At 72.7% G+C, this 19,219-nt stretch carries 19 protein-coding genes; 15 read left to right on the top strand and 4 right to left on the bottom strand.

Going from position 1 to position 19,219, the window contains the following annotated elements; translation table 11 throughout:
- Position 1: 1 nt before the first annotated feature.
- The 4 genes from HUT19_RS06760 to HUT19_RS06775 are packed head-to-tail and all read left to right on the top strand — an operon-like array spanning position 2 to position 3,916.
- Positions 2-1,033 carry a MupA/Atu3671 family FMN-dependent luciferase-like monooxygenase gene (locus HUT19_RS06760; protein WP_176179582.1) on the top strand — a complete coding sequence of 344 codons (1,032 nt, stop codon included), beginning with the start codon at positions 2-4 and terminating at the stop codon, positions 1,031-1,033.
- On the top strand, positions 1,030-2,376 hold the full coding sequence (locus HUT19_RS06765) for a condensation domain-containing protein (protein ID WP_176179583.1): 1,347 nt from the start codon (positions 1,030-1,032) through the stop codon (positions 2,374-2,376). The genes HUT19_RS06760 and HUT19_RS06765 overlap by 4 nt, the downstream gene beginning before the upstream one ends.
- Positions 2,373-3,362, top strand: a complete 990-nt coding sequence (locus HUT19_RS06770) for an acyl carrier protein (RefSeq protein WP_176179584.1) — start codon at positions 2,373-2,375, stop codon at positions 3,360-3,362. The genes HUT19_RS06765 and HUT19_RS06770 overlap by 4 nt, the downstream gene beginning before the upstream one ends.
- A gap of 26 nt (positions 3,363-3,388) precedes the next feature.
- Positions 3,389-3,916, top strand: coding sequence for a flavin reductase family protein (locus HUT19_RS06775; RefSeq protein WP_176179585.1), 528 nt, complete (start codon positions 3,389-3,391; stop codon positions 3,914-3,916).
- Positions 3,917-3,929: 13 nt separating this feature from the next.
- Here the strand turns inward: HUT19_RS06775 and HUT19_RS06780 are convergent, their stop codons facing one another.
- On the bottom strand, positions 3,930-5,009 hold the full coding sequence (locus HUT19_RS06780) for an NADH:flavin oxidoreductase/NADH oxidase (protein ID WP_176179586.1): 1,080 nt from the start codon (positions 5,007-5,009) through the stop codon (positions 3,930-3,932).
- Positions 5,010-5,294: 285 nt separating this feature from the next.
- Here HUT19_RS06780 and HUT19_RS06785 point away from each other — a divergent pair, with 285 nt between their 5' ends.
- The 5 genes from HUT19_RS06785 (at position 5,295) to HUT19_RS06805 (ending at position 10,410) form a co-directional block, all read left to right on the top strand.
- Positions 5,295-6,389, top strand: a complete 1,095-nt coding sequence (locus tag HUT19_RS06785; RefSeq protein WP_176179587.1) for an exo-alpha-sialidase — start codon at positions 5,295-5,297, stop codon at positions 6,387-6,389.
- A 79-nt stretch (positions 6,390-6,468) separates the two neighbouring features.
- Positions 6,469-7,146, top strand: coding sequence for a uracil-DNA glycosylase (locus HUT19_RS06790; RefSeq protein WP_176179588.1), 678 nt, complete (start codon positions 6,469-6,471; stop codon positions 7,144-7,146).
- A 39-nt stretch (positions 7,147-7,185) separates the two neighbouring features.
- Positions 7,186-8,007 carry a phospholipid scramblase-related protein gene (locus HUT19_RS06795; protein WP_176179589.1) on the top strand — a complete coding sequence of 274 codons (822 nt, stop codon included), beginning with the start codon at positions 7,186-7,188 and terminating at the stop codon, positions 8,005-8,007.
- A gap of 4 nt (positions 8,008-8,011) precedes the next feature.
- The gene (locus tag HUT19_RS06800) at positions 8,012-9,022 is read left to right on the top strand and encodes an N-acetylglucosamine kinase (RefSeq protein ID WP_176179590.1); all 1,011 of its coding nucleotides are present in this window, start codon (positions 8,012-8,014) and stop codon (positions 9,020-9,022) included.
- A 392-nt stretch (positions 9,023-9,414) separates the two neighbouring features.
- Positions 9,415-10,410, top strand: coding sequence for a hypothetical protein (locus HUT19_RS06805; protein ID WP_176179591.1), 996 nt, complete (start codon positions 9,415-9,417; stop codon positions 10,408-10,410).
- 73 nt (positions 10,411-10,483) lie between these two features.
- Here the strand turns inward: HUT19_RS06805 and HUT19_RS06810 are convergent, their stop codons facing one another.
- Positions 10,484-11,524 carry a lactonase family protein gene (locus HUT19_RS06810; RefSeq protein WP_176179592.1) on the bottom strand — a complete coding sequence of 347 codons (1,041 nt, stop codon included), beginning with the start codon at positions 11,522-11,524 and terminating at the stop codon, positions 10,484-10,486.
- 190 nt (positions 11,525-11,714) lie between these two features.
- Complete coding sequence (locus tag HUT19_RS06815; RefSeq protein ID WP_176186560.1) at positions 11,715-13,220, bottom strand: FUSC family protein; 1,506 nt, start codon at positions 13,218-13,220, stop codon at positions 11,715-11,717.
- Positions 13,221-13,571: 351 nt separating this feature from the next.
- On the opposite strand from HUT19_RS06815, the gene HUT19_RS06820 reads away from it, so the two are divergent.
- Genes HUT19_RS06820 through HUT19_RS06830 form a run of 3 tightly spaced genes read left to right on the top strand, consistent with a single transcriptional unit; the run spans position 13,572 to position 15,784 of the window.
- Positions 13,572-14,126, top strand: a complete 555-nt coding sequence (locus HUT19_RS06820; protein WP_176179593.1) for a hypothetical protein — start codon at positions 13,572-13,574, stop codon at positions 14,124-14,126.
- Positions 14,123-15,274, top strand: a complete 1,152-nt coding sequence (locus HUT19_RS06825; RefSeq protein WP_176179594.1) for a hypothetical protein — start codon at positions 14,123-14,125, stop codon at positions 15,272-15,274. Before HUT19_RS06820 ends, HUT19_RS06825 begins: the two co-directional genes overlap by 4 nt.
- A 12-nt stretch (positions 15,275-15,286) precedes the next feature.
- Positions 15,287-15,784, top strand: coding sequence for a hypothetical protein (locus HUT19_RS06830; protein ID WP_176179595.1), 498 nt, complete (start codon positions 15,287-15,289; stop codon positions 15,782-15,784).
- 28 nt (positions 15,785-15,812) lie between these two features.
- Here the strand turns inward: HUT19_RS06830 and HUT19_RS06835 are convergent, their stop codons facing one another.
- Positions 15,813-16,652, bottom strand: a complete 840-nt coding sequence (locus tag HUT19_RS06835) for an undecaprenyl-diphosphate phosphatase (RefSeq protein WP_303331590.1) — start codon at positions 16,650-16,652, stop codon at positions 15,813-15,815.
- A gap of 90 nt (positions 16,653-16,742) precedes the next feature.
- On the opposite strand from HUT19_RS06835, the gene HUT19_RS06840 reads away from it, so the two are divergent.
- From HUT19_RS06840 to HUT19_RS06850, 3 genes are all read left to right on the top strand, one after another.
- Positions 16,743-17,255 (top strand): Lrp/AsnC family transcriptional regulator, encoded by a 513-nt coding sequence (locus tag HUT19_RS06840; protein ID WP_176179596.1) that lies wholly within the window; start codon positions 16,743-16,745, stop codon positions 17,253-17,255.
- A 25-nt stretch (positions 17,256-17,280) separates the two neighbouring features.
- Positions 17,281-18,015, top strand: a complete 735-nt coding sequence (locus tag HUT19_RS06845; RefSeq protein WP_254885469.1) for an HAD family phosphatase — start codon at positions 17,281-17,283, stop codon at positions 18,013-18,015.
- Between the two features lie 78 nt (positions 18,016-18,093).
- Positions 18,094-19,041, top strand: a complete 948-nt coding sequence (locus HUT19_RS06850) for a D-alanyl-D-alanine carboxypeptidase family protein (protein WP_176179598.1) — start codon at positions 18,094-18,096, stop codon at positions 19,039-19,041.
- The last annotated feature ends 178 nt before the right edge of the window (positions 19,042-19,219 follow it).

Below are 19,219 nucleotides of genomic sequence, written 5' to 3' on the forward strand. Positions count from 1 at the left end.
CGTGGACTTCAGCCTGATCTTCTTCTCCGGCGACGAGAAGAACAAATACCGCTTCGTCTTCGACGCCGCCCGGTTCGCCGACGAGAACGGCTTCACCGCCATCTGGACCCCGGAGCGCCACTTCCACCGCTTCGGCGGCCTGTACCCCAACCCCTCGGTGCTCGGCGCCGCGCTGGCCCAGGCCACCCAGCGGCTCCAGATCCGAGCGGGCAGCGTCATCCTGCCGCTGCACAGCCCGATCCGGGTGGCCGAGGAGTGGGCGGTGGTGGACAACCTCTCCCAGGGCCGCGCCGGGATCGCGCTGGCCACCGGGTTCAGCCCGGTGGACTTCGCCATCAACCCCACCGGCTGGGAGGACCGCCGCCGGCGCACCTTCGACGCGGTGACCCGGATCCGCGAACTCTGGGAGGGTGAACCGGTGTTCGTGCAGGACGGCCTCGGCAACCACGTCGAGGTGGAGCTGCATCCGCAGCCCGTCCAGCCCGAGTTGCCGATGTGGCTCACCTGCACCAAGAGCCCGGAGACCTTCGAGACGGCCGGGCGGCTGGGCTGCAATGTGCTCACCGCCCTGATCGACATGACCAACGAGGAGCTCGAGGAGAAGCTCGAGATCTACTTCAAGGCCCTGGACGAGTACGGGCACGACCGCGAGGACGTGACGGTCACGCTGATGCTGCACACCTTCATCGGCACCGACCTGGACGAGGTGCGGGAGACCGTGTGGCCGCCGTTCACCACGTACCTGAAGTCCTTCCTCACCGTCATCGACTCGCAGAAGAAGAACCTGGCACCGGGCGCGGGGGTGCGGGACATGTCCGAGGGCGACACCGACCAGCTGATCAAGTTCGCCTTCGACAAGTACTTCGAGAAGGGCGCCCTGCTGGGCACCCCTGATTCGTGTGTGGCCGTGGTCGACCGGTTCACGGGCATGGGCGTCACCGAGATCGCCTGTCTCATCGACTTCGGCGTCGACGAGGAGCTGGTCGTGCGCAGCCTCAGCCAGCTGGACGAACTGAGGAGGCGTTACGCATGACAGGCTCGTCCGTACCGGCGGAGCTGGCCGCCCGGCTGGCGGCCCTCACCCCGGAGCAGCGCGCCCGGCTGCGGGACCGGGTGCGCCAGGAGCGGCGCCCCCGGCAGCGGGTGCTGACACCCGGCCAGCGCAGGCTGTGGGAGGCCCATCACACCACCGGCGGCCGCCCGGTGGACGTGGTCTGCCAGGCCGTCCGGCTGACCGGGGCGCGGGTCGACCTGGATCTGCTGGCGGAGCGGATCGAGGGGTTCGTCCGGCGCCACGAGGCGCTGCGCACCACCTTCGAGGAGACCGCCGACGGTGTCCGGCCGGTGGTGCACGCGGAGTTGCCGCCCCGGCTGCTGCGCACCTCGTGCCCGGACGCGGAGGAGGCGTACGCGCTCGCCCGCGAGCTGGCGCACGAGGCGTTCGATCTGGCGGCCGGTCCACTGCTGCGGGTGGTGCTGGCCGAGGGCCCCTCCGGCGACGAGGCGTGGCTGCTGGTGGTCGTCCACAATCTGGTCTTCGACGCCTGGTCGTTCGAACTGCTGCTGGACGAGCTCGGCCGCGCGCCGGGGACGGCGGAGCCCGAGGCGGTGCCGTTCAGCCGGTTCGCGGAGGAGCAGGCCGCGTGGTCGGCGAGCGAGGCCGGACGTGCGGCGGCGGCGTACTGGGCGGCCGAGGTCGCGGATCCGCCCGCGCCGCTGCCCACCGACCGGCCGCGCGGCGGGGCGACCCGGCGCGACGGCGGACGGGTGGAGTTCAGCCTGCCCGCCGCGGTGGCCAAGGGGATCACGGCAGCAGCCCAGCAGGAGGCCGCCACCGCCTACGCGGGCTGGCTGGCCGTGGCGTGGGCCGCGTTCGAGGAGTTCGGCGGCTCGTCCGACGTGCTGCTCGGCACCTTCACCGCGGGCCGGGACCGGCCGGGCGCCGAGGCGACCGTGGGCTATCTGCTCAATGTGCTGCCGGTGCGGCTGCGCGACCCGGGCGACGGCGGCCCCGCCGCGCGGATCCGGGCCGCCCGCGCGGTCTCCCGGGCCGGGCTGCGGCACGCCGTCTGCCCGGGCGAGCTGATCGACGCCCCGCGCCGGGTGCCGGGCACCCATCCGCTGCTGGACGCGGTGTTCGTCTTCGACAACCTCGGCGAGGGCACCCGTACCGTGCAGGGGGCCGAGGTCACCACGGCCGACCTGGACAAGGGCGTGGCCCGCTACGACCTGACGCTCGCGGTCCACCCGGGTGCGGACGGGGTGTCCGGCTGGCTGGAGTACGACACCGGGCTGTACGACGAGGCCACGGCGCGCGGGCTGGCCGAGCGGTTCGTCGCCGCGGCCGAGCGGATGTCCCGGGAGGCCGCGCGGTGATCACACCACGGCTCTGCGGTCCCGCCTACGAACTGGGCGAGTACGCCGATCCCGTGAGCGAACTGCCGGAGCTCCGGGCGGCGCCGCGGATCGCGGCCGATCTGACCTCGCCCGCCGCGGGGTTCGTCAGCTACCGCTGGTCCGAGGCGCCGGTGGCCGAGCTGATGACCGCCGCGGTCCAGCGCACCCTGGCGGCGTCCGGGGTGCCGGGCGGCGACATCGACATGGTGCTGCTGGCCACCGACTCGCTGCCCGGGGGACGCGCCGCGCACCGGGACGTCGCCGAACTCCTCCAGGAGACCGGAATGTCCCGGGCCACGGTGTCCACGCTCGGTCTGATGGACTGCGCCACGGCGATGGCCGCGGTGGGCACGGCGGCCTCTCTCGTCCGGGACGGCACCGCGCGTCAGGTCATGGTGGTCAGCGGGGATCTGGCCGAGCTGTCCACCGGCGGGCAGCGGGTGGTGGCGGGCGGCGCGGCGATCGCCAGCGACGGGGCGGCCTCCGCCCTGGTGTCGGCGGACGCGCCGGGTCGTCCGGTGCTGGCCATGGCCCACCACGCCGACCCGGAGCAGGAGTGGGGCGGCGGCCCGCCCCAGCGGCAGCTGGCGGCCCGGATCCAGGCCTATCGCGAGCTGTTCGGCCGGCTGGCGGCGCGCCATCCGGTGGATCCGGCCGGATCCCTGGTGCTGCCGAGCCACTTCGCCCGTCATGTGATGCGGATGTATCTCGCGGACGTCGGGTTCCCGGCGGACCGGATCGTGCTGGAGGGGGTGGGGCGGCTGGCGCACTGCCAGGGCAGCGATCCGCTGATCACCCTCGCCGATCTGCCGGCCGAGCCAAAGCCCTCCGGAACGGGGCAGGCGGCCGCGGGGCGGGCGGTGGATCCGGAGCGGCTGGTGCTGCTGGGAGCCGGGATCTCCCATGTGGCGGCGGTGCTGCTGGACGCCCGTCCGCTCCCCCGGCTCGAGGGGGGATCGTCCTGACCGGCCGCACCACGGACGCCCGCCAGGTGACCCCCGCGGATCTGCGGACCGTGGCCCGGCGGCTGCCGACGGGGGTCACCGTGGTCACCGGCGGACGGGGCGGGGAGACCCACGGGATGACGGTGAACTCCTTCACCACGCTCTCGCTGACACCGCCCCTGGTGTCCTTCTCGGTGCGGCACACCGCCCGGATCAGAGGGCTGATCGAGAGCACCGGCGGTTTCACGGTCAATGTGCTGGCCGCCGAACAGGCCGGTCTGGCCGGCTGGTTCGCCGACCGCAACCGGCCCACGGGGGCGGACAGTTTCCTCGCCGTCGAGACGGCCGGGGCCCCGGCGGCGGGCGGGGTGCGGATCGCGGGCGCGGTCGGGCACTTCGTCTGCCGTACGGTCCGGCTGGTCGAGGCGGGCGACCATGTGATCGTCATCGGGTCGGTGGAGGAGTGCGAGGCCCCGTCCTCGGCGGAGCCGCTGCTCTTCGTGGACGGGGAGTTCCGCTCCCTCCCCGGGCGCCCGGCCGGGGGGACGTCCCCGGGGCCGGGCGCGGCGGGCTGAGCCGGGCCGGCGCTCAGCGGATCGCGTACCCGTACGGCTCGGGCGCGTGCACCCGGGCGCCGAGCTCCCGTGCCGCGTGGCGGGCGAAGGAGGGATTGCGCAGCAGTTCGCGGCCGATCAGCACGGCGTCCGCCTCACCGTTGGCGACGATCTTCTCGGCCTGTCCGGTCTCGGTGATCAGTCCGACGGCGCCGACCGGCAGCCCGGTTTCCCGGCGCACCCGGGCGGCGAACGGCACCTGGTAGCCGGGCTCGACGGGGATGCGCACCCCGGCCGCGTTGCCGCCGGAGGAGACGTCCAGCAGATCCACGCCGTGCTCCTTGAGCAGCGCGGCCAGCGTGACGGTGTCGTCCGGCGTCCAGCCGTCGCGCTCCAGCCAGTCGGTGGCCGAGACACGGAAGAACAGCGGAAGCTCCTCCGGCCAGACCGCGCGGACCGCGTCGACGACCTCGAGGGCGAAGCGGACGCGGTTCTCCAGGGAACCGCCGTAGCGGTCGGTGCGGTGGTTGCTGTGCGGGGAGAGGAACTCGCCGATCAGATAGCCGTGGGCGCCGTGGATCTCGGCGACCTCGAACCCGGCGGCGAGGGCGCGCCGGGCGGCGGCCGCGAACTGCTCGACGACCTCGCCGATTCGCTCCTCGGTGAGCTCGTCGGGCACCGGGTAGGGATCGTCGAAGGCGATCGGGCTCGGGCCCAGCGGCTGCCAGCCCCGCTCCTCCGGGCCGAGCGGCGCACCGCCCCGCCAGGGGGCGTCGGTGCTCGCCTTGCGCCCGGCGTGGGCGAGCTGGATGCCCGGGACGGTGCCGTGCCGCTTGAGGAAGCCGGTGATCCGGCGGAACGCCTCGACCTGGCGGTCGTTCCAGATGCCGAGGTCGGCGGGGCTGATCCGGCCCTCGGGCGAGACCGCGGTGGCCTCGACCAGGATCAGGCCGGTGCCGCCGGTGGCGCGGGCGCCGTAGTGCGCGAAGTGCCAGTCGTTCGGGACTCCGGCGCCCTCGCCGCTCTCCGCGCTGTACTGGCACATCGGCGCCATCCAGACGCGGTTGGGGATGGTCAGCGACCGTAGGGTGACGGGCTCGAAGAGGGCACTCATGAACGTCTCCAATCGACTTCGCGCGACCGGGCCGGACCGCGCTAGTACGATACGCATCGTATTACGATGACCGCCAAATTACGAAGCTCTTCGTACAACGATCTCTCTCGTACAAGGCCTCTCGCGCCACGGCGTCCGGCGCCCGCCGCCGGTGATTCACTGCTTCCTCCGGGGCGCCGATGTCGGTGGCGGGGTGCAGACTCTGTGATGACGGACACATCCACCTCGTCCCACCGTCCGCACGTCCGCACGTCCGCACGTCCGCGCTTCAAGGAGTGAGCCGTCATGGACGACGTCCTGCTCGCCATCGGCACCCGTAAGGGCCTCTTCCTCGCCCGCCGGACCGGATCCCCCGGCGGGGACTGGGAGTTCACCGGCCCGCACTTCCCGATGCAGGCGGTGTACTCCGTCGGCGTCGACACCCGCCGTGGCCGCCCCCGGCTGCTGGCCGGTGCCGACAGCTCCCACTGGGGCCCCTCGGTCTTCCGCTCCGACGACCTCGGGCAGAGCTGGCACGAGTCCGCCCGGCCCGCGGTGCGGTTCCCCGAGGGGACCGACACCTCGCTGGAGCGGGTGTGGCAGCTGCATCCGGCGGGCCCCGCGGCACCGGAGGTGGTGTGGGCGGGCACCGAGCCGGGTGCGCTGTTCCGCTCCGGGGACGGCGGGGAGAGCTTCGACTTCGTCCGCGCGCTGTGGGACCACCCACAGCGGCCGCGGTGGGGCGCGGGGTTCGGCGGCCAGGCGGTGCACACCGTGGTCACCCACCCGCGGAACGCGGACGCGGTCGTGGTCGCGGTCTCCTCGGGCGGGGTGTACCGCACCGCGGACGGCGGGGCGAGCTGGGAGCCGTCCAACCACGGCCTCAAGGCGGAGTTCCTGCCCGATCCGTATCCGGATTTCGGTCAGTGCGTGCACAAGATCGCCCAGGACGCGGTCGATCCGGACCGGCTCTACCTCCAGAACCACGGCGGGGTGTACCGCAGCGACGACGGCGGGGCGCACTGGACCGAGATCACCAAGGGCCTCCCGGCCGACTTCGGCTTCGCGATCGCCACCCATCCGCGGCGCGGCGGGGTCGCCTACGTCTTCCCGGTGATCGACGGCGGGGACCGCTATCCGCCCGACTACCGCTGCCGGGTCTACCGCACCGACGACGCGGGCGCGTCCTGGACCGAGCGGTCCGCCGGACTGCCCGGCGAGCACCACTACGGAGTGGTGCTGCGGGACGCGCTGCGCACCGATGACGCCGACCCGGCCGGGGTCTACTTCGGCAACCGCAACGGCGAGGTGTACGCCAGCGCCGACGAGGGCGAGAGCTGGCGGCAGATCGCCCGGCACCTGCCGGATGTGCTGTGCGTCCGGGCCGCCGTCATCGGCTGAGCGGACGGGTGACGCGCGCGGCCGGAAGTGATCCACCGGGCGGCACACGGTCACCGGCTGAGCCACTAGAGTGACGCGGGTGGCAGCGCGACCCTTGAACGAAATTGTCGAACCGGGCTGGGCCAAGGCACTTGAGCCCGTCGAAGAGCGCATCGCGGCGATGGGCGACTTCCTGCGGGCCGAGATCGCGGCGGGCCGTACCTACCTCCCCGCGGGAGCCAACGTCCTGCGCGCCTTCCAGCAGCCCTTCGACGAGGTGAAGGTGCTGATCGTGGGGCAGGACCCGTATCCGACCCCCGGTCACGCGGTGGGGCTCAGCTTCTCCGTGGCGCCGGAGGTCCGGCCGCTGCCCGGCAGTCTGGAGAACATCTTCCGGGAGCTGCACACCGACCTCGGGCTGCCGCGTCCGGCCAGCGGCGATCTGACGCCCTGGACCGGGCAGGGCGTGCTGCTGCTCAACAAGGCGCTCACCACGGCGCCCCGCCGCCCCGCCGCCCACCGCGGCAAGGGCTGGGAGGAGGTCACCGAGCAGGCCATCCGGGCCCTCGCCACGCGCGGCCGCCCCCTGGTGTCCATCCTGTGGGGCCGGGACGCCCGCGCGGTGCGCCCGCTGCTGGGCAGCCTTCCGGCGGTCGAGTCCGCCCACCCCTCCCCCATGTCGGCCGACCGCGGCTTCTTCGGATCGCGGCCGTTCAGCCGCGCCAACGACCTCCTGGTACAGCAGGGAGCGCAACCCGTGGACTGGCGCCTTCCCTGACGGCTTCGGCCCCGGTGGCCGACAGGTAGTCTGCCCGCCATGACGACACATCCGAACACCCCTGCGGGCTGGTACGCCGACCCGCAGGGCACGCCGAACCAGCTGCGCTGGTGGGACGGCGCGCAGTGGACCGAGCACACCCACCCCGGCCAGCCGGGCCAGGTCCCGCCGCAGCAGGCGGCCCAGCCCCACCCCAACCCGGCCAAGGTCCAGCACCAGGTGCAGCACCAGGCGCATGTCGCCCCGGCCGCGGGTGGCGGCGGCACGCTGTTCTCCGAGCCGGTGCTCGTGGTCAACCAGAAGGCCAAGCTGATCGAGCTCACCAACGAGTACAGCGTGTTCGACCAGCACGGCCGCACCATCGGCTCGGTGGTGCAGGTCGGCCAGAGCACGCTGAAGAAGGTCGCGCGGTTCGTCTCCAGCCTCGACCAGTTCATGACCCACAAACTGGAGATCCGGGACGCCAACGGGCAGCCGCATCTGGTGCTCACCCGCCCCGCGAAGTTCATCAAGTCCAAGGTCCTGGTGACGCGCCCGGACGGACAGCCGGTCGGCGAGATCGTCCAGCAGAACGCCATCGGCAAGATCAACTTTGGTATCCACGTCAACGGCCAGCAGATCGGCGCCATCAAGGCGGAGAACTGGCGGGCCTGGAACTTCGCCATCGTCGACCACACGGACTCCGAGATCGCCAGGATCACCAAGACCTGGGAGGGCCTGGCGAAGACCATGTTCACCACGGCGGACAACTATGTCCTCCAGATCCACCGCCAGCTGCCCGACCCGCTGCTGAGCCTGGTGGTGGCCACCGCGCTGACCGTGGACACCGCGCTCAAGCAGGACGCCCGAGGGTTCGGCTGAGCCGGTGGCCGGCGCGTATGTCCTCGGCATCGACTCCGGGGGGTCGGGCGTACGGGTGGGTGTGGCGCGCGCCCAGGTGTCCGGTGGCTCCGCGGAGAAGCCGCTGACCTGGTCCTCGCCCACTCCGGCCGCCGTGGGTGAACGCGGGATCGACGCGGCCGGACTGCTGTCCCGGGTCCTCCCCGCCGCCCGGGAGCTGCTGCGCGAGGCCGGGGTACGGCGGGTGGCCGCCGTCTGCGTCGGCGCGGCGGGCATGGCCTCGCTCGGTGACGATCTGCGCGCCACCCTGCCGAGTGCGCTCGCCGACGCGTTCGGCACCCCCCAACTGGCCCTGGCGGCCGACGCGGTGACCGCGTACGCCGGGGCGCTCGGCCAGCGGCCCGGTGCGGTGGTCGCCGCGGGCACCGGCATGATCGCGCTCGGCGCGCTGCCGGAGAACCGGGGCGCGGACGGGCACCCCGGCGGCTGGCGGCGGGCGGACGGCTGGGGCCATCTGCTGGGCGACTGCGGCGGCGGGGCGTGGATCGGCCGCGCGGGCCTGGAGGCGGCGATGCGCGCGTACGACGGCCGCGAGGGCGGCTCACGGCCGCTGCTGGACCGGGCGGAGGCGGTGTTCGGACCCGCGGGGGAGCTGCCGGGGCAGCTGTATCCGCGCCCGGACCGACCCGCCGTCCTGGCCTCCTTCGCGCCCGAGGTCGGCCGCCTGGCCGGGGCGGATCCGGTCGCGGACACCATCCTGCGGGACGCCGCACGCCATGTCGCACAGGCGGCTGAGGCGGTCTGCCCGCGCGTGGAGTCCAGCGAGGTGGCTTTCACCGGCGGGCTGTTCCGCATGGGCGCCCCGCTACTGACGCCGCTGCACGCGGAGTTGACGGCGCGGCTGCCGGAGGTCCGGGTGACGGAAGCGGCCGGGGATCCGCTGGACGGCGCGCTGTGCGTGGCGGCGGCGCTGGCGGCGGACGACCTGCGGCTGCCACGGGACGCGGCCCTGCTGAACGTCATCGACCTGGGCTGAGCGGCCTCGCCGGAGTCCGGTGCGGTTCGGTTGCGCCCCGAAGGGGCGCGGGGCTGGTCGATGTGCGGCTCCGCCGCGTGGGCGCGACCAGCCACGACGCGGCCGCGGACGAACGACCGCACCTCGCGGTACCCGCACCAACGCCTCGGCGCGTGGCCCGTTATGCCCGCCCCGGCACCTCGCGATCACCGAACCTCTGTGCCCGGCCCCACCGATCCGTCCGGCCTCCGGGTGCTTGGATCCGTATTCCGGACACAGGGGTGGTTCTCCGTACATCCCTGACCGCTCAGCGCACAGCAATGAACAGCGCGGCTCGGCAAAAGGGGACAGATTACGCCCTGTCACACCCCTCCCGAACAGCCGAGCCCATGAAGCGACTAACATGCGGCGCCATGAGCTCCCCCACTGGGCCCGCGTCCGGCCTGCCTGTACGAATGCCGCGTCCCCGCCAGCCCGGACGGCACCGCCGACCGGAGCCCGCCGCCGCACCCCTCGGCGCGCCTCCGCTGGTGCTGGCCGTCCCGGGCACCCCGGAGGCGGCCACCCGGAGCCTGGCCGAGGAGGTCGTGAGCATCGCGCGATCCGAGCTCCCCGGCCTCGACGTCCACATCGGTTACGTGGACGGCGACGGCGAGGAGTTCCCGCGGCTCGAAGGTGTGCTGACGCTGGCCGCCCAGGACCGCGCCGAGCGCGTCCGCCAGGCGACCGAGGCCGCCAAGGCCGCCGCTGCCGCCACCGCGGAGGCCATCGCCGCCGCCGAGGCCGCGGGCGAGGAGATCCCGCCGCAGCCGCCCGAGCCCGGCATCCCCACCGACGGCCCCGCCGCCGTGGTGGTCCCGCTGCTCGCGGGCCCGGACAACGCGCTGCTGCGCCGGATACGCCAGGCCGTCATGGGCAGCGGCTCCGCCGCCGAACTCACCGATGTCCTCGGCCCGCACCCGCTGCTCGCCGAGGGTCTGCACGTACGGCTGTCGGAAGCCGGTCTGGCCCGCGCCGACCGCGCCCGGCTGTTCACGGTCGCGACCGCGGCGGACGGCATCATCCTGGCCACGGTCGGCGGTGAGGAGGCGGCCCAGGCGGGTGGCATCACCGGCATGCTGCTCTCCGCACGCCTCGCCGTCCCGGTGATGGCCGCGGCGCTGGACGAGGACGGCGCGGTCCTCCGCGTCGCCGAGCAGCTGCGCTCGGCCGGTTCCGCCCGGCTCGCGCTCGCGCCGTACCTCATCGGCCCGGAGGTCTCCGCCGGGCTGACCGCAGCCGCCGCCGAGGAGGCGGGCTGCGCCGCGGCCGAGGCGCTCGGCGCCTACCCGGCCGTGGGCAAGCTGGTGCTGGCGAAGTACGCGGCGTCGCTGGGCCTGACGCTCCCGGACGCCTCGGCGGCGCGCTGACGCGACACGATCACCACGGTGGGGCGGCGGCCCGGTCCGGGCCGCCGCCCCACCGCGTCCACGCCCATCGGCGTCAGCCGAACACCACGCAGGAGGCGGCGGGCGCCTCGATGGACCCGGCCCGGCCGGGCACCCCCGTCGCGTCGTCGACGGTGAACCACGTGATGTCGCCCGAGCGTTCGTTGGCCGCGTACAGATGACGCCCCGAGGGGCCGAGCACCAGGTCCCGGGGCCAGCTTCCGCCGCAGGGGGTGGTGGCGACCGGATCCAGCCGGTCACCGGAGGCGTCGAGCGCGAAGGTGGTGACGGTGTCGGCGCCACGGGCCGCGGCCCAGACGAACCGGCCGTCCCCCGAGACCACCACCTCGGACGGGAAGCACTCCCCCGCGAAACCGTCCGGGAGCACCGGTGTCTCCCCGAGCGGTTCGAGCGTGCCGTCCGCCGCGTCCCAGCGGCAGATCGTGATCGTCGGCTCCAGCTCGTTGATCACATACACCCGATCGCCGCGCGGATGGAACGCGAGATGGCGCGGACCGCTGCCGGGCCGCATCCGGACCGCGCCGTGCGGCCGCAGCCCGGGCAGCCCGTAGCTCCGTACGGCATCGGTGCCCAGGTCCACGGTGAGCAGCCAGCGGCCCGAGGGATCGGGCCGTACGGCGTGCGCATGGGGGCCACGCTGCCGTTCGGGGTGCGGTCCGCCGCCCTCGTCCTGGAACAGGGCCGTCGGCTCCCCGAGCACGCCGCCGTCGCGCACCGGGAGCGCGGTGACGCTGCCGGACACGTAGTTGGCGGTGAGCAGATGCCCGGCGGCGAGCGCGAGATGGGTGGGCCCGGCGCCGCGTACGGACACCGGGTCGGCCAGCAGCGCGGGCGGCCGGGCGGGGTCGGCCACCGAGAGCGCCGCGGCCGCGCCGTCGTCCGTCTCGCACACCGCGTAGAGGATGTCCCCGCCGGCGGACAGGGCGAGGTACGAGGGGTTGGCCACCGCGTCCGTGCTGTGCCGGGGGCGCAGCGCACCCGACTCCGCGTCGAGCGACGCCACGGTGATTCCGGCGCCGCCCGCCGAGGTGAACGAGCCGATGTACGCCCGCTGCGCCGTGTCCGTCCCGGCCATCCCGCCGCCCTTCCGCCGACTCCGCTGCCGGGCCGACGGTAACAGTCAGGTCTGGACCAGGCGAGCGACGCTTTCGCTCAGCCGACGTCACGGGGGGTGTCGGCGTGGCGTGCGCGAGCAGCCCGTCGACGAACGTGCGGAACCCCCGGGGGTAGATGTCCCGCGCGGCCAGTGCGGCCCATGGGTGCCGTCAGGCCCGCGCGGGTGCCGGGGTGTGGCCGCGCAGCGGGGCCGCGAGGGTGGCCAGTGACCGCTCCAGGTCGTGCAGATGGGCCAGGGCCCGGTCCACGCTCGGATGCGGGACGGGGTGGGCCGCGCGGGCCGCGGGCTCGGCGGCCGGTGCGATACCGGCGCCGGGGGTCATCAGCCGCCCCACGGCGGTCTCCACCCGGCGGCAGGCGGTGATCAGCCGTGCGTCGTGGCAGGCGTCCGGGTCGGCGGCCAGCTCGGCGAGGCCGCGGGCCTGCCGTGCGCAGTCGTCGAGCCCGACCATGATCTGCCGGGCACGGCTCCGGCGGGCGCGCAGCGGGCTGAGCGGGTGCAGCAGCGGGGCGACCGACATCCGCAGCCGCCCGAGCGCCGACTCCAGCTCGGCCACATGCGGTGCGGGATCGGCGGCCGGATCCCCCGCGAGCCGTCGCGCGGACGCGGCCGCGCACTGCCGTACGCACTCCAGGGCGCTGCGCACCCAGGCGTCGCTGGCGGCGTGCGTGGTGACCGGCAGGACGACGGCGACGGCCAGCGCCGCACCCGTCGCGCCCACGGCGGTCTGCTCCAGCCGCAGCGTGAGCAGCCCGGGGTGGAGCACACCGAGCAGCCCGTACAGCAGCCCGGCCATGAGGGTCACGAACACCATCATCCAGCTGTAGGACAGCGCGGCGGTGTAGAAGATGCCGAAGACGCACACGGCGACGAGGGCGGCGGTGAGCGCGGGCGCGCCGTGCAGCGGTACGGCCACCACCTGCCCGGCCGCGATCCCGCAGCCGGTGCCGAGCACCCGGCGGAAGCCGCGGACCAGCGTCTCGCCGCGCGAGGCGGTGTTGACGAAGATCCACCAGGCGGTGCCGACGGCCCAGTACCAGCGTTCACCGGAGACGGCCTGGCCGACGGCGAGCGCGAAGGCGCAGGCGACGACCGCCTGGAACGCCTGCCGGGTGGCGGGCCGGGTCAGACCGCGTCCGCCCGGCGGCGCGGGAACCGCGGGCGGCGGATCGCGCCGCTCCAGCGGCCATCCGGCGAACCGTACGAAGGCCGCCGCCAGCACACCGGTCAGCACCGCCGCGGTCAGTACGGGCAGTTCGCGGGGCAGCGCATGCAGAAACTGCGCCGCGAAGAACATCATGAACGCGAAGATGCCGAGGGCGTTGCCGCGCGCCCCCCAACGCCGGGCGGCGACCCCGCAGAAGACCACGGCGAGGAAGGCGGCGTCCCGCGTCCCGTCCCGCCCGTGCAGCGCGGCGGCCAGGGCCAGCACCGGCAGACCGACGGCCGGGAGCGCGGCGGTGGTCACGGCCTGTCGCCGCACCGTCGGGTCGGCCACGGTGAAGAGCGTCAGCAGCGCGGCGAGCCCGGCCGCGATCACGGCGGGCAGCGGAAGACCGGCCACCGCGGTGGCCGCGACGGCGAGCCCGACGCCGAGGACGGCCCGCGTCGAGACACGCAGCCGCGCGCGCCCCGGATCCGGCGCCATGAACATCCTCTTCAGCACTGCGTCCCGTTCCCCTTGCCCTCGCGCCGTGGCGCGATGTCACCGCATGAAAAAGGCGCCGCGGGGGTCCGCAGCGCCATCGACGGACCCATCACAGCACCCGGAGGGCCCCTGGCTCAACCGAGCCCGGATCCACTGGGCCAATGGCCCAGCGGTGGGTGGATCGGGGCGGCCGGGGCGAGCCATTGGACTACGTCCGCGCTACGCCCTGCGTCTAGCCATCGATTAGACACAAAGCACCGATACCGCTACCCCTACGCTATGGCTATAAAGAGCGGTTCTGCCTAGGGCATTCGGTTAGCATTCGAAGGTCATTGCGACAAAGAACCGGGGGACCTGATGAGCAAGGACGATTTACCGGAGCCGAAGGACGACGAACTGCCGCTGCCTCCAGGCAAGCCGATCACCGACGGACTCTTCGCTCCGCCACCCCTGCTGGCACCGCCCGGCGACCCGAACATCTACGACCCCAGTTCTCCCGCTCCCAAGCGGCCGCTGGCCCCGGGTGTCCAGGGGCCCGTACCGCAGAACCTGGCGATCGCGCCCGGTGTGCTGCGCGGCGCGGCGGGCAAGGCGGACGACGTCTACGACACCCTCCACAAGCAGGCGGCGTCCCTGGAGGAGCCGACGAAGACGGCGGCCAAGGCGGTGGAGGGACTGGCGGTGGAGAGTGCGCTGAAACACTCCCACAAGCACTGGGAGGAGCAGGCAGGCACGGTCACCGCGTGGCTGGCCCATATCTCGGAGAGCCTGCGGCTCGCGGCCAACACCCATGTGAAACAGGACCTGGGCACGGGGGACACCTTCGACAAGCACAAGAAGAGCCCGTTCCTGAAGGATCAGTCCACGCCACCCCTGGATCCGTCCGCCTCGTCGATCTGGAGGTACCGGTGACCGCCCGCTATGGCGAAGACTACTACGAGTCGTTCCGGACGGCCGACTTCGGGGCGCTGGACACTCTCGCCGACAAGTGGAAGGCCGTCCACGAGAAGATCAAGGGCCTTGACGACACCATTCGCGACGAGGTGCTCAAACCCCTCAGGGACAAGGGGTATTGGGAGGGCATGGCCGCCCCCTACGCGTGGGCCCAGATCGATGACATCCAGCGCCAGGCCACGGCCGCCGCCAAGGTCGTGGACGCGGTGCGCAGGTCGCTCGAGGACGGGGCAGGGGAATTGAAGGCCGCGCAGAAGCGGCTGCACGCAGCGGTGAAGGGGTTCGGTGAGGAGGGGATGTACGTCGGCCCGAAGGGCAGGGTGATCGTGGGAAGCGCCTGTGACGTGCGGGAAAATCTCTCTGAAAAGGACGCCAAGAAGAGGAACGCCGCCCAGCGGAAGCTCAATATGATCCTCCGGGACGGTTTCGAGGCCGACCAGAACCTGGCCATCACGCTGATGGCCAACGTCGGCCTGGACATCTGGTTCAACAGCGGGAAGGTCCGCACGGACATCAACCACACCGGCAGCATCGGCACGGACCGCTTCGACCAGCTCGGCCGTGAACTCCAGGGCCTGGACCCGGACCCGCGGAAGAACCACCTCACCCCCCGCACCCTGCTGGCCAACTGGGCAGCCGGGACGGGCGACGACATGTACCACTTCTCGCAGCACGATCCGTTCGTCGAACAGATCCGCAAGAGCGAGAGCATGGACAAAATTCGCAGCGACACCATGGAGCACTGGAAGAACGGCCTTGCGCAGGGCACACTCCACCACCGGATCTCGGGCAAGTCGTTCATGGGCCAGGTGGGCACCTACGCCAAGGACATGGCGGGGCTGTCCGGGCTCGACAATCTGTGGGGCGGCGACACCAACGAGGCGCAGTCCCTTCTCGGTTCCTACGACGTCGACTACGTCGTCAAGGGCACCGATCCCGACGGCAAGCTCGTGGTGCAGTACACCCTGAAGAACGACACCGACATGGAGTCATTCCTGCCCGGCTATCCCAAGTGGCAGGAGAAACTGAACCACGGCTCCGGCCCGGGCGCCGACATCAAGGAACGCATGGTCTGGACCGAGCGCATTGATCCGGCCGACCACTGACCCCACCCCGACATGATGACCACAGCGAACGAAGCAGGCACACTCCGCCGGATCTGGCGCAACCGCCCCCTCAGGTTCACCCTGATCGGGGCGGTGTCCCTGCTGTTTCCGGCGGGCTGCATCGGCGTGCTCAACGCCGTGTCACCGGAGTGCCTGAAGACCAGCCTCTCGGTGTCCGAGAACGATCTGCCCGGCGCCTACCGGGGTCCGGACGGTATGCGGGTCACCCTCCATCCCAATGGCCGGGTCGAGGTGAAGAACTGGCCGTACGACCTCTTCGAGGACGGGGACCGCCGGTTCGACGGCCGGGGCGGCTGGTACTACGGCGTCACCGAGGCCACCAACGGGGACCGGATTCCCCAGATCGACGTGGACTTCGACGAGGGCACTCCCGCGAACGACGTCCCGTCCGAGACGCAGCACCTGTACGTCGGCGGCACCCCGGAGGACCCGGTGGTCTTCGACCAGGACGACCCCGACTCCTGCCCCGACGCGGAGTTCCGGCGCTAGGCAGGGCGGCAGGCCGCCGGGCGGCGGCTCAGGCGCCCAGCACGCCGCCGCCCAGCAGCCCGAACAGCAGCACCCCCACGGCGATCCGGTAGACCACGAACGCGTTGAAGGAGTGCTGGGCGACATACCTCAGCAGCCACGCGATCGACGCGTAGGCGACCGCGAACGACACGGCGGTGCCCACCGCGAGGGGTGCCACGGCCGCCCCGGCGCCCACCGCGTCCTTCAGCTCGTACAGCCCCGCGCCGGTCAGGGCCGGGATCCCCAGGAAGAACGACAGCCGGGTGGCCGCCACCCGGTCCAGGTCCAGCAGCAGCGCGGTGGACATGGTCGCGCCGGAGCGGGAGAAGCCGGGGAAGAGCAACGCCAGGATCTGCGAGCAGCCGACGAGCATGGCGTCCCGGAAACCGGCGTCGTCCTCACCGCGCTTGTGGCGGCCCCACCGGTCGGCGGCCCACATCACCCCGCTTCCCGCGATCAGGGACCCGGCCACCACCCACAGCGATGCGAGCGGCCCCTCGATCAGCGGTTTCGCCGCCAGTCCGACGGCCACGACGGGGAGGGTGGCGAAGATGACCCACCAGCCGAACCGGTAGCCGTGGCGGTAGCGCTCCTCCGGGCGGACCAGACCCCGGGCCCAGGCCCCGCTGATGCGCACGATGTCCCGGGAGAAGTAGACCAGGGCCGCGGCGATGGCCCCCACCTGGATCACCGCGGTGAACGCGACGACGGACCGGTGGTCCACCGGGATACCCATCAACCCCTCGGTGATCTTCAGATGTCCGGTGGAGGAGACCGGGAGGAACTCGGTCACCCCTTCCACGAGACCGAGAACCATGGCCTGTCCGATGCTGATCGCGCCGCTCACAACCGTGAGTATCGTGGAACGACCGGGCCGCACCGCAGACCGACACCAGCGCGCCCCGGGAACGACACAGACATGAGGAGCCGGCGGCCGATGGCGACAGCGGTGGACGCGCTCGACGCGAAGATCCTGCGGCTGCTGCTGGAGCAGCCGCGCACCAGTGTCCGGGAGTACGTGCGGATCCTGGGCGTGGCCCGGGGCACGGTGCAGGCGCGGCTGGACCGGCTGGAGCGGGACGGGGTCATCACGGCCTTCGGTCCCTCGCTGTCGGCCGCCGCGCTCGGCCACCCCGTCCTGGCGTTCGTCCACATCGAGGTCACCCAGGGCCATCTGGACGAGGTCGGCGACGCGCTGGCCGCGCTCCCGGAGATCATCGAGGCGTTCTCCATCACCGGTGGCGGGGATCTGTTCACCCGGGTGGTGGCGCGGGACAACGCACATCTGGAGGACGTCGTCCAGGAGCTGATCCGGATGCCCGGTGTGGTCCGGACGCGCACCGAGATGGCCCTCCGCGAGCGGGTGCGCTACCGGATGCTGCCGCTGGTGGAGGCGGTGGGCCGGGCGGCTCCGGCGGCCCGCGCCCAGGAGCCCCGGCGACAGCCCTGATCACCGGCTTGGCATGCTGGAGGCCATGAGCCCCCGTCCGACGCCACCCCCGGCCCAGCCCCCGTCCCCGCCGCGCAGTCCCGCCGTGATCTTCGATCTCGACGGCACCCTCGTGGACACCGAGCCGCACTACTACGAGGCCGGTCGGCGCACCCTCGAGACGTACGGGGTCACCGGGTTCACCTGGGAGGAGCACTCCCAGTTCATCGGCATAGGCACCCGCGAGACGCTCCGGACCCTGCGCGACCGCTACGGTATCGACGCCTCCGTGGACGAGCTGCTGGCCGTCAAGAACCGGCACTATCTGGAACTGGCCGGCACCGCCACCGATGTCTTCCCCGGGATGCGCGCGTTCGTCGAGCGGCTGCACACGGCGGGACACCGGCTGGCCGTCGCCTCCGGCTCCTCCCGCGCCGCGATCGAGGCCGCCCTCGCCGCCACCGGGCTGAGCGCGCTGCTGCCCGTCTCGGTCTCCGCCGAGGAGGTCGGCCGCGGCAAGCCCGAGCCGGATGTGTTCCTGGCCGCCGCACGGCTGCTGGACACCGACCCGGCCGACTGTGTCGTGGTCGAGGACGCCGCACCGGGCGTGGAGGCGGCGCGGCGGGCCGGGATGCGCTGTATCGCCGTGCCGTACGCCGCGGACACCGGGCGGGGCGGTCCCGACCCGTCGGCGTTCGCCTCCGCGGGGCTCGTCTTCCCCGGTGGCCAGGGCGAGTTCGACGCCGATACCGCCTATGCCTGGACCACCGGGCGCGGCTGACACCCCGACATATCGTACCGTTGCCCCCAGTGAGAGGATACGCGCGCCCGAAGAGTCACCTGAGGAGATGGAGGGCGTATGGGACGACATGGGGGCAAGGCGGTGCGCCGCTGGGGAGCGGCGGTCATCGCGTCCACGGCGGCGCTGTCGGTCGCCGTACCGGCGGCCACCGCACAGGCCACCGCGCGCACGACCGCGGCCGGGCCGTCGGGGATCCAGGCCAAGAGCGCGTATCTGCTCGACAGCGGCCCCAACAAGCAGTTGTGGGCCAAGGGCGCCGACACCAAGCGCCAGATGGCGAGCATCACCAAGATGATGACCGCCGTGGTGGTGCTGGACACCCGCGGGGTGAACCTCGACAAGAAGGTGACCGTCCGGCAGGCGTACCTGGACTACATCGAGCGCAGCGGCGGCAGCAAGGCCGATCTCCAGAAGGGCGACAAGCTGACGGTCCGACAGCTCCTCTACGGGATGCTGCTGCCGTCGGGGTGCGACGCGGCGATGGCGCTGGCCGACACCTTCGGCACCGGGAGCACCACCGCCAAGCGCACCGCGTCGTTCATCTCCACGATGAACAAGAAGGCCGACGCGCTGGGGATGTCCAGGACCCACTACGACTCCTTCGACGGGATCTCGGACCACAACGCCAACTACACCACCGCCCGGGACCTGGCGAAGCTGGCGCGGCACGCGCTCGGCAACGCCACCTTCCGCACGGTGGTGAAGTCGACGGACACCGAGCAGAAGGCCCCGGCGGCCAACGGCCGGACCCGCACCTACTACTGGTCCAGCACCAACAAGCTGCTGGGCTCGTACAACGGCGCCATCGGCATCAAGACCGGCACCGGCAGCGCGGCGGGCAAGTGCATCGTCTTCGCGGCGAAGCGGAACGGCCGCACGGTCGTCGGTGTGGTGCTGAACGACGCCAAGCGGTACCCGGACGCGAAGAAGATGCTCGACTGGGCGTACCACACGCGGACCCAGGTGACCTGGCGCAAGCTGCCCGCGGGCACACCGCAGGACTGACCGGTCCTGCTAGGATTCCCGCCATGCAGCGTGCCGCGATCGCGATGACGACGACGCCGGAGAGTGTCCCGGCGCGCTGATCGATGTCCTGATCCAAAGCCCCGGGGCGAGTGCCCCGGGGCTTCGCGCTGTGGTCACTCGCCCGCTGTCCGCGAGGAGACCGCCATGAACGACCACG

Source organism: Streptomyces sp. NA02950, assembly GCF_013364155.1.
Taxonomy (GTDB): Bacteria; Actinomycetota; Actinomycetes; order Streptomycetales; family Streptomycetaceae; genus Streptomyces.

Excerpts from the sequence above, each read along its gene's own strand:
- HUT19_RS06850 (WP_176179598.1), top strand. The coding sequence starts at position 18,094 with ATGGGACGACATGGGGGCAAGGCGGTGCGCCGCTGGGGAGCGGCGGTC.
- HUT19_RS06840 (WP_176179596.1), top strand. The coding sequence starts at position 16,743 with ATGGCGACAGCGGTGGACGCGCTCGACGCGAAGATCCTGCGGCTGCTG.
- HUT19_RS06815 (WP_176186560.1), bottom strand. The coding sequence starts at position 13,220 with ATGTTCATGGCGCCGGATCCGGGGCGCGCGCGGCTGCGTGTCTCGACG.
- HUT19_RS06805 (WP_176179591.1), top strand. The coding sequence starts at position 9,415 with ATGAGCTCCCCCACTGGGCCCGCGTCCGGCCTGCCTGTACGAATGCCG.
- HUT19_RS06830 (WP_176179595.1), top strand. The coding sequence starts at position 15,287 with ATGATGACCACAGCGAACGAAGCAGGCACACTCCGCCGGATCTGGCGC.
- HUT19_RS06765 (WP_176179583.1), top strand. The coding sequence starts at position 1,030 with ATGACAGGCTCGTCCGTACCGGCGGAGCTGGCCGCCCGGCTGGCGGCC.
- HUT19_RS06820 (WP_176179593.1), top strand. The coding sequence starts at position 13,572 with ATGAGCAAGGACGATTTACCGGAGCCGAAGGACGACGAACTGCCGCTG.
- HUT19_RS06810 (WP_176179592.1), bottom strand. The coding sequence starts at position 11,524 with ATGGCCGGGACGGACACGGCGCAGCGGGCGTACATCGGCTCGTTCACC.
- HUT19_RS06780 (WP_176179586.1), bottom strand. The coding sequence starts at position 5,009 with ATGAGTGCCCTCTTCGAGCCCGTCACCCTACGGTCGCTGACCATCCCC.
- HUT19_RS06795 (WP_176179589.1), top strand. The coding sequence starts at position 7,186 with ATGACGACACATCCGAACACCCCTGCGGGCTGGTACGCCGACCCGCAG.
- HUT19_RS06785 (WP_176179587.1), top strand. The coding sequence starts at position 5,295 with ATGGACGACGTCCTGCTCGCCATCGGCACCCGTAAGGGCCTCTTCCTC.
- HUT19_RS06845 (WP_254885469.1), top strand. The coding sequence starts at position 17,281 with ATGAGCCCCCGTCCGACGCCACCCCCGGCCCAGCCCCCGTCCCCGCCG.